Source organism: Nonomuraea sp. NPDC005650 (assembly GCF_040605375.1).
Taxonomy (GTDB): Bacteria; Actinomycetota; Actinomycetes; order Streptosporangiales; family Streptosporangiaceae; genus Nonomuraea.
Genome location: NZ_JBEXCR010000084.1, coordinates 22,913 through 32,085, shown reverse-complemented (window position 1 = coordinate 32,085; position 9,173 = coordinate 22,913). Strand labels below are relative to the sequence as shown.

Below are 9,173 nucleotides of genomic sequence, written 5' to 3'. Positions count from 1 at the left end.
GCATCCTCCAGGTCGATCTCCGTCGATGCCTGGATCACAGTACTCATCAGGCGTTCCTCCATGATCAGGAGTTACACCGTTGTTCTTACACTCCCGCGTCGGGGAGGCCGTCGTCCAGGTCGCCCGCATGCTCGGCGCCGAAATCGCCGGCAGTTGCAGCGAGGCCTCGGCATCCCGGGCCCGCGAGCTCGGGGTGTCCACGATCTACGACTACGCCACCTCGGATCTGTCCGAGGTGCGGGGTGTTTTCGATGTCGTGTTCGACACCTCCGGCGCCCTGCCGGTCAAGACCGCGATGCGCATGCTGAACACCACCGGCGTCTTCCTCGACATCAACGCCACACCGGCCAAGTTCCTGCATGCGGCGTTCAACCGGCGCCACAAGATCTTCAACTGCTCCCCGACCACGCAGATCCTCGCCGAGGTCGCCCGCGCGGCCGTCGACGGGAGCCTGGGCACGCTGATCGGCGAGACGGTCCCCCTCGAATCCGCCGTCGATCTGATCACCGACCTGGAGAAAGGCCGCAAGATCGGCGGCAAGGGGATCATCCTCATGGGCGCAGACCAGTGACAGGGGCGGTGACCGCTATCGCCGGCTCGATCGGAGTCCCTGCTGGCACGCAGGGCGAGGCTTCGGGCAGCCATGTGGGCTGTTTCGACCGGGCCTTGGGTCCACCGCCGCCGCATCGGGGAGGTGAGACACCATGACGGACCGCACCCTGCACGTACGGGACGGGAAGATCTACTTCCCTGAACCGCTGACACCGGCGATCATCGTCCGGCGGCCCAACCGGTTCATCATCGAGGTCGAGGCCGGCGGGGAAGTCGTCGGTTGCCACTGCCCGACCACCGGCCGGATCGGCGATCTCGTCCTGGACGGCCTGCCCTGCCTGCTGTCCCGCAGCCGCAGTAGCTCCCGCAAGACGCCCTACACGGTCGAAGCCGTCTCCGTCGACACCCCGGAGAACCCCGAACCCGCGTGGATCGGGATCAATCAGAACGCGGCCAACCGCTACGTCGAACAGGCGCTGATCAGCCGGCTCCTGCCCGGCATCGTCACCGCCGACACCGTCCGCCGCGAACAGGTCCTGGGACGGTCGCGGCTGGACTTCCTCGTCAACGACGACACCTACATCGAGGTCAAGACCCCGCTGGACAACCTCCAGGTGACCCTCGGCGATCACGTCCGGACCCGGCCGCGCGCCCCACTCGACGCGACCGACCGCATGGTCCGGCACCTCGGCGAGCTGGGCCGCAGCCTCGCCGCACACCAGCGCGCGATCATGCTGGTCTGCTTCCTCTACGACAATCCCGGCTTCCAGGTCGTCGAGAGCAGCAGGCACAACTGGGTCAAAGCCCAGGTCGCCGAGGCCCTGCGTCAGGGAGTCGAGATCTGGCAGGTCAACTTCCGACTGGACACGACCGGCGTGCGAGTCATCGGCCACCACGAACTCACCCAGCAGTTCCTTCACCAATAGCCGAGCCCCGGCCGAGCCGGACCCCATCTCGCCGCATCGCGATCAGCATCCTGCCGGATTCTGGTCGAGATCGGCCAGGAACCTCTCGGCGCGGCGGGCGAAGAGGTGGGCCCCGCGTTCGCCGGATCGGGCGCGGGCTTCGTCGGCGGCGGCTCGCACGACGTCGACGGGTTCGCCGCGGGCGTGCAGCAGGCGGGCGCGCAGCAACAGGAGAAGTCCTTCGGCATAGCGTTGGCCGTGGGCCTTGACGGCCTGGTCGGCCCGGTCGAGGGCGGTCGCGGCCTTGTCGGGCATCTCGGCTGCCAGCCACATCTCGGCGATCAGTCCGTACCAGTAGGCGAGGCCCCATCTCGGCGGGTCGAGCAGGGTCGCGGCCAGGAGATGTTCGGCCTTGGTCGCGGTGCCGGCCGGGTCGTCGCCGGTGAGGGCACGGGCCCAGTACCAGTCCAGCCATATGTAGGCTTCCTGCGCGACGCCGGGACGGTCGGCGCTGGCCGCGACCCACCGCTCGGTCGCGTGCATCGTCCAGGTCGTGTCACCGGCCATCGTGGCGGCCATGGTTTGGTAGCGGGTCCAGCCCGACAGCTCAAAGGGGTCTCCCTCGGCCTGGTACACCGTGCCGAGCAGGGACCGCCCCGTCTCGACATCGCCATGCAGCGTGGTGATCACGGCCAGATAACCGACCCACTCATCCTGGATCCGCCAACGTCCGAGGTCGTCGCGGCGTCGAACCGGGACGCCCCCGACCCGGCCGGCAAGGTGGTACATGCTTTCCTGAGCCGGCCCCGGGTGCGGGTCGGCCGAGTTCGCGAGCAGCGAGGCAATGCCGTCCGCAGTGGTACGACCTACCCAGCTGAAACACTGATACGCCGCGCCGATGTCGCCGATGTCCCATTGGTACAGGCCCCAGGCCTGCCGGCCGTACGCCTGGATGATCGGGTCCGCGGACGCCTGGCCTTGCTCATGCAGCCGGCGAGCCCACACCCCACGGTCTTTCTCGGTGGAGATGTAGGCCCCGGTCATCCGGACGAAGAGAAACTCGGCCTCGGCCGTCTCGCGGCCGAGTCTGCGGGCAAGATATGCGCCCCGTTCCAGCAGATCGAACGTCGAGCCGCCCATTCCCGGGGGCTCGACGGCGAGGAGGTTGAGCAGCGACAGGACGCACAGTTCCAGCTCCAGCAGCCCTGCCGTCCGGGCGATCTGGACGGCCGATTCCAGGTTCCGATAGGCGGCCGCGAACGCGAGCTTGGTCGCCGCGCGGCGACCGGCGCGCGCCAGTGCCTCCGCGGTGCGAACCGGGTCGGCCAAGGGGCCGGCGCCCCGCAGGTGGTAGGCGAGGCGTTCGGCGACGGACTCGTCGTCCGCATGGATGTGTTCGAGGGCGTCGGCGACGCGCAGATGCAGCTGGACGGCCTGCCGCCGCGCAATGGTCTCGGTGACCGACTCGCGGACCAGGTCGTGCGCGAAGCGCCACGAGAACGGGTCTTCCGGCTTGGTCTCCAGGAGACCCAGTGCTTGCAGCGGTTCGAGGCGTTCGAGGCAGTCCGCGACATCGACGCCGATCGCGCGGGCGAGCAGGTCGAGGTCCACGTCGCGGCCGATGACCGCGGCGATGCGCAGCAGGCCGTGAGCGCTGTCGTCGAGACCGGACATCCGATCGCGGACGACGTCTCGCACGGTGGCCGGCACCCCGGCCCGTACTGACGCGCCGCCGTCGCCGAGCGAGCCGCCGTCGCTGAGCAGCCGGGACAGCTCCTGGACGAAGAACGGATTGCCAGCGGTGCGGGCATGGATGCCGCGGGCGACTTCGGGACCGGGATCGTGGCCGGTCTCGCGGCGGATGAGCTCGGTCACGTCGGTCAAGCCGAGCGGGCCGAGCCGGATCCTGCGGTGGCCGGGCAGCCGGCTGGCCGCGGCCAGGACCCGCGACAGATCAGAGCCGGGTGTGGGTGCGCGATCGCGTAGCGCACCGATGATCACCGTGCCGGCGGGTAGCCGGGCCGTCAGGTGGCCGAACAGCTGGAGCGAGGCGGCGTCGGCCCATTGGAGGTCATCGACGATCAGCAGCGTGGGCCGTTGCGCCGAGGACTGCCCAACGGCGGTGACGACCTGCTCGAACAGGCGAAACTGGGCACCGCTGTCGAGAATGGCCGGCGCGGCGGCGTAGTCGTCTCGCGATTCCAGGAGACTGCCGAGCTCACTGGCGAGCCACTTCTCCCGCAGCGGCGCGGGCAGGCTGTCGAGAATCGGGCGGAGCGTCTGTTCCCAGGGCCACATCGACGGTGTTCCGTCGCCTTCCAGGCACGAACCCCAGACGACCAGCGCGCCACGCCGGCTCGCTTCGGTGGCGATCTCTCGTACCAGGCGGGTCTTGCCTACGCCCGGCTCGCCTTCGACGATACGGAGCGCTGGGCGGCCGGTGAACGCCATCTCGACGGATTGCCGCAGTAGGGCGAGTTCCTCGGCCCGGCCGACCAGCCCGGCTGCCGTTCGCGCCGACGCGCCGTCATCCCCACCGTCCGTACGCGCCACGAGCGGCGACGCCGAGGGCTGCGACAGCACTCGCAGGTGTGCGGCTTGCAGCTCCGGGCCAGGATCGATACCGAGCTCGTCGGCAAGGCGGGCGCGGACCTCGCGGAACACCGACAGTGCCTCCGCCTGGCGTCCCGCCGCCCCGAGGATGGAGATGAGGCCGGCCTGTACGGGTTCGTGGAACGGCGCCATCGATGCGGCCAGTTGCAACGCCGGCAGCACCCCCGCCGGTCGGCCCAGCGACACCGCCAGTTCGGCCGCTTCGGTGCACGCGGCGTGAAACTCCTCGTCGAGGGCGGCGAAGGTCGGCAGCGCGGTCGATCGGTGCGTGAACCCGTCGCCCGCACGGCCCCGCCAGAGGCCAAGCGCTTCGACATAGCGATCGAGCGCCGTTCCCAGGCGTTGCCGTGCCAGGGCCGCCTTGGCGGTCTCGACGAGTTCCCGGAAGGTGCGGAGGTCCAGGGTGCCGGGGGCGGCGGTGAACTGGTAGGAGCCGCCGCGGTGGTGCAGGTATGAGCCGGATTTACGGGCGGGGATCGCGGGTTCGAGCAGTCGCCGCAATGCGCCGACGTATTTGTGGATGACGTTGAGCGCGCTGTTGGGGACCTCGTGGTCCCAGACCAGGTCGATCAGCTCGCTCGTGCTGACCGGCGTGCCCACCCGGGCCAGAAGCAGGGCCAGCAGATAAGCCTGTTGCCGGGGGCCCGCATCCAGTTCGACACCATCGCGCCACACCCGCAACGGGCCCAGGATCTGAAGGCGTAAGAGAGCGCCACCGGCCGGCTGATCGTCGACGCCTGACCGGGCGGGATGAACGGGCAGAGCCACCTCGGCTCCCGGATGAGTCGACAGATTGCCAGCTAACAAACCGTCCAAATCATACCGCAGCAGTGCGAAACCTACCGGAGCCCGAGAAGGTCAGGGCGGTCATGGTCGAGCTCGGCCAGCGCGTCGCTCACCTCCTGGCGCAGCGCCTGGCAGAACGACTCGGGATCGCGCGGCTTGCGCAGCTCGGCGTAGTGCTCGGCGCGGCGGGCCTCGAAGTCGGCCGGCAGATCCTCATCCGGGTTGCGCCAGCGACCGGCCCCGGCCACCCAGATCTCCTTGCACCGCAGCCGATCACACAAAGCCTGGAAAGTGGCCACCTCATACACCATCCGCGTCACCCGGCCCCGGCCGCGCGGCATGAAGGCGATGCAGGCGATCGGGGCCACGCTGGCCGGCCTGATCGCGCAGTACGTACCCGTGGGGGTGGCGATGGCCATGATGGCCGCGGCGTCGCTCGCCGTCACCGCCGGTCTCAGCCCAGGTCTGCGGCTGTCGGATCGGGGTCGGCCGCTCTGCCGGACCAGCCCGGCTGACGGCCCCACGCCGGGTGAATTCAGAGTAGGCGCGTAACAGGTGCCGCCCGGGTCTTGGATCCGCGTGACGTGGCGGAACCCGGCGACGGCCTGCGCGCATGCGTGTGGGTTATCGGACGCGGCGCCCCATGGCGGTGAGCCCAAACTCAGCACGCTTCCAGTGTCGAGAACGTGACGATGGCTCCGTCCCAGGTACACCAGTGGCCCACAACGGGCCGTACGACAAAGGAGAACCACCATGACGCTCCAGCGGATGGACAACGTCGGCATTGTCGTCGACGACCTTGAGGCTGCCGTTGCGTTCTTCGTAGAACTCGGCATGGAACTGGAGGGCAAAGCACAGATCGAGGGCCCCTGGGCGGACCGCACCGTCGGACTCGACGGCGTCCGCTGCGACATCGCGATGATGCGGACCCCGGACGGCCACGGCCGACTGGAACTGGCGAAATACCACACCCCCGCGGCGATCGACGCCGGACCGCACAACCCGCCGCACAACACGCTGGGCATGCATCGCGTCATGTTCGCCGTCGACGACATCGAGGACGTCGTTGCCCGCCTGCGCACTCACGGCGCCGAACTCGTCGGTGAGCTGGCCCAGTACGAGGACAGCTACCGGCTCTGCTACGTCCGCGGCCCCGAGGGGATCATCATCGCGCTGGCCGAGCAGCTCAGCTGACAGCCCGTCGCGGCCGACCAGAAGGATCCGCTGGACGGACGGAGTCGAGCCGATTCTTCGGCCCAGGCTAGAGGGATCTCCTGGTCAGGCTCTTCTCGATCCGGTCGGTTGGTGTCCGGAAGGGGTTGCATCTTGCCCGTCGCCACGTAACGTCCCGAGCAGCGACCCTCGCCACGGGAGGAGAGATCGGCATGCCCGACGATGAGGCACGGCGCGTTTTCCAGGTGGTCGACTCGTTCGAGCCCGGCAAGTTCGTGCAGTTGCTGGCGGAGGATGCCCGGATGGTGTTCGGCAATGCCGAGCCCATGGTGGGACGCAACGCCATCGCCGAGGGGCTGCGGATATTCTTCGCCACCATCGCGGGCCTCGCGCACAGGCTCGTCAGAACCTGGCAGGTCGACGCCGACACCATTGCCGAGACCGAGGTGACATACCGGCGGCTCGACGGCAAGGACGTCAGTGTCGTGGCCGTGTCGATCTGGCATACCCGCGACGACGGGCTGATCTCGGACTATCGCGTCTTCGTCGACCTGGCGCCGGTCTATGCGATGTAGAGCTGAATCGTCCCGCCGCTGCGGCATGCACCGCGCTGACGGCGGCGCGCGTCGGCACAGGAGGCGTAGGAGGGGTACTGGCGGCGGTTCGGCCAGGGCTGCGCGTTCCTGCTCGCCGGGCCGTCGCGGTTCCTCATCCTGGCGTGGACGATGGCGGCGGTGTTCGCGGTGGGCGGGTTTGCGGACGGGTTCCTGAACCCGGTCCTTGGGGCGATCTCCTACGAGCGGGTGCTGCGGCGCCTGCTGGGCCGGGTCAGTGCGCTGACGGGCTCCCTCGCATGGGCCGTAATCCCGCTCGGCGGGCTGGTGATCTCTACGGAGCGAACGCCGTCGTCGTGCTCAGCGCGACGACTTCGTGACCGAAGCCGGCGACGATCTGCTCGTCCGAAGCGATGGCCACGCCGAAGACCTTCCACGTGAAGTGCAGGTCCCGGCCGACCTGCTCCCTGGTGACAAAATCCCAGAGCCGGACCGTGTGGTCGTCGCCCCCGGTCACGATGAGTCGGCGGCCGCCGATGTCGCCGACGGCCACGGCGTTCGCGCCCCACTCGTGGGCGGTGATGGGCTTGCCGACCTGGGTGCCGGCGGTCAGGTCCCACACCCGGACGGTCCCGTCCGAGCTGGCGGTGACGGCGTGCGGCCGTCCGTCGATCCCCGTCGTGGCGATGGCGTAGACGGACTGGTCGTGGCCGGTCAGCGGCTCTCCCACCGGCCGGCCGGTGACGAGGTCCCACAGGTACAGCGAACCGCCCAGCGCGGCGATGACCAGGTGCGGCCGCCCGTTGATCTCGACCGGGGCGGCGATGTCCCAGTACTCGTCGCCGTCCATCGGCTCGCCGACCGGCTTGAGGGCGGTGAGGTCCCAGACGCGCAGCCCGTCGTCGGTGCAGAAGACGGCGTGCGGCCGCCGGTCGGTCATCATCGTGGCCACCGCGCTGATCCCGTTGCCGACGGTGAACGGCTCGCCGATCGGCCGGCCGGTGGTCAGATCCCACACCCGCGCCTCGGCGCCGTGGCCGCTGATGGCGATGAGGTGCTCCCGGCCGTCAAGGCTGATCGTGGAGTGTGCGACCTCGGCGCCGAATCGGTAGCCGGTCTCCAGGGCGATGCCCGGGGCGCCTGTGGCCAGATCCCAGGTTCGCACGACCCCGCCGCTGTCACTGGAGACGACGTGTGGGCGCCCGTCGAGTTCGGCCGTCACCATCTCATCGATCATCTTCCGGTGGCCGGGCACCGGGCGGCTCTCCGGCGGGAGCGGCCTCAGCTCCCACACCCGGACGGTTCCATCCGGATGCCCGGTGATCGCGTGCGGACGGCCGTCGATGACGGTGCCGCTCACGCAATTGGCATTGCCGACCGACAGCTTCTGGATCATCTCGTCGCGGGTGCCGAAGTCCAGGACAGCGAGCATCCCGTCGCGGTCCAGGACGACGGCGTAGGGCCGCCCGTCGATCTCGACGGTGGCCACGTCCTTCACCGGCTCGGGCCGGCTGACCAGCGCCGCGCCGACCCGAGCGCCGCTGGTCAGATCCCACAGGAACACCGTTCCGTCGCTGGCGGTGGTGACGGCGTGGGGGCGCTCACCGATGACGACGGTGGTCACCGTGTTCACTGCCGCGTCATGCCCGCTCGGGCTCGGACGGGCCAGATCGCCGGTGGCCAGGTCCCACACCCACACGCTCCCGTCCCGGAAGCCGGCGACCGCGTGCGCCCGGCCGTCGATCATCACGGTGGCCAGCGCGGCGAGCCCCTCGTCATCGGGGCAGTACAGCGCCGCGCCGGTGGTGAGATCCCAGCCCTGGACCAGCCCCTCGGTGGAGCCGTCGTCGCTGTAGCTGGCGACGACGTACGCGTGCCCGCCGTCCGTCACGGCGGCCAGAGAGTCGATCCAGTTGAATCTGGCCTGGTGCGTGCCCACCTCTCGACAGGTGGTCAGGTCCCACACCCGCAGGTTCTCGTCGGTGCCGGCGGTGATCGCGTGCGGGCGGCCGTCGATCTCCAGCGTCGTCACGGCGCGTACCCATATGTCGTCGCCGCATTCCATCGGCTCGCCGATCGGGAGCCCGGTGACCGCGTCCCACAGCCGGGCCGTTCCGCGGTCGCCGTCGTCGCAGTCGCCGCCGCTGACGACGTGCGGCCGCCCACCGATCACGACCGGGGCCACCGCGGCCACCGGGTGCGGGCCGGTGTCGATCGTCATGCGCAACCGAGGCTCGGCCAGGGCTCCCGTCGCCCACTCCACCGTCCACTCGGCGTCCGGCTCGTCCGGAACGGGCGTCGCGACGATCCGGGCGGACAACGCCCGATCTCCGAATCGCGCCGCGTCCACCGCGAGGATCTGCCGCCGCTCCCCCGGGCTCATGTCCCGGTGCAGATGATGAGACATCCGATAGATCGCCGCGTTCGTGCTCGCCGCTTGGTCCAGCAGCCCGAGGACCCGCAGGGGGTCCCCGTTGACCATCGTGTCGACGGGAACGGCGTCGCTGTCATCCATCATGATCGGCAACATAGCGGCAGGCACCGACACAACGAGGGCGCACGACCATTTGCGTCCCACCCCGGATCGTGC

Annotated in this window: 7 protein-coding genes; 4 read left to right on the top strand and 3 right to left on the bottom strand. The window is 69.6% G+C overall.

Annotated elements, in window-relative coordinates; genetic code table 11:
• Window positions 1–79: 79 nt before the first annotated feature.
• Both ABZS69_RS64560 and ABZS69_RS64555 read left to right on the top strand, forming a co-directional pair.
• On the top strand, window positions 80–571 hold the full coding sequence (locus tag ABZS69_RS64560) for a zinc-binding dehydrogenase (protein WP_355394263.1): 492 nt from the start codon (window positions 80–82) through the stop codon (window positions 569–571).
• 133 nt (window positions 572–704) lie between these two features.
• Window positions 705–1,478 carry a DNA/RNA nuclease SfsA gene (locus ABZS69_RS64555; protein ID WP_355394260.1) on the top strand — a complete coding sequence of 258 codons (774 nt, stop codon included), beginning with the start codon at window positions 705–707 and terminating at the stop codon, window positions 1,476–1,478.
• Between the two features lie 42 nt (window positions 1,479–1,520).
• Here ABZS69_RS64555 and ABZS69_RS64550 read toward each other — a convergent pair whose 3' ends face one another.
• Window positions 1,521–4,838, bottom strand: coding sequence for a BTAD domain-containing putative transcriptional regulator (locus tag ABZS69_RS64550; protein ID WP_355394257.1), 3,318 nt, complete (start codon window positions 4,836–4,838; stop codon window positions 1,521–1,523).
• A gap of 71 nt (window positions 4,839–4,909) precedes the next feature.
• Window positions 4,910–5,302: a hypothetical protein gene (locus ABZS69_RS64545; protein WP_355394254.1), complete on the bottom strand. Its 393-nt coding sequence runs from the start codon at window positions 5,300–5,302 to the stop codon at window positions 4,910–4,912.
• 322 nt (window positions 5,303–5,624) lie between these two features.
• Between ABZS69_RS64545 and ABZS69_RS64540 the strand changes: the two genes are divergently transcribed.
• Both ABZS69_RS64540 and ABZS69_RS64535 read left to right on the top strand, forming a co-directional pair.
• On the top strand, window positions 5,625–6,050 hold the full coding sequence (locus ABZS69_RS64540) for a VOC family protein (protein ID WP_355394265.1): 426 nt from the start codon (window positions 5,625–5,627) through the stop codon (window positions 6,048–6,050).
• Between the two features lie 191 nt (window positions 6,051–6,241).
• Window positions 6,242–6,604, top strand: coding sequence for a nuclear transport factor 2 family protein (locus ABZS69_RS64535; RefSeq protein ID WP_355394251.1), 363 nt, complete (start codon window positions 6,242–6,244; stop codon window positions 6,602–6,604).
• A 313-nt stretch (window positions 6,605–6,917) separates the two neighbouring features.
• On the opposite strand, the gene ABZS69_RS64530 is transcribed toward ABZS69_RS64535, so the two are convergent.
• On the bottom strand, window positions 6,918–9,101 hold the full coding sequence (locus tag ABZS69_RS64530) for a WD40 repeat domain-containing protein (RefSeq protein ID WP_355394248.1): 2,184 nt from the start codon (window positions 9,099–9,101) through the stop codon (window positions 6,918–6,920).
• Window positions 9,102–9,173: the final 72 nt, after the last annotated feature.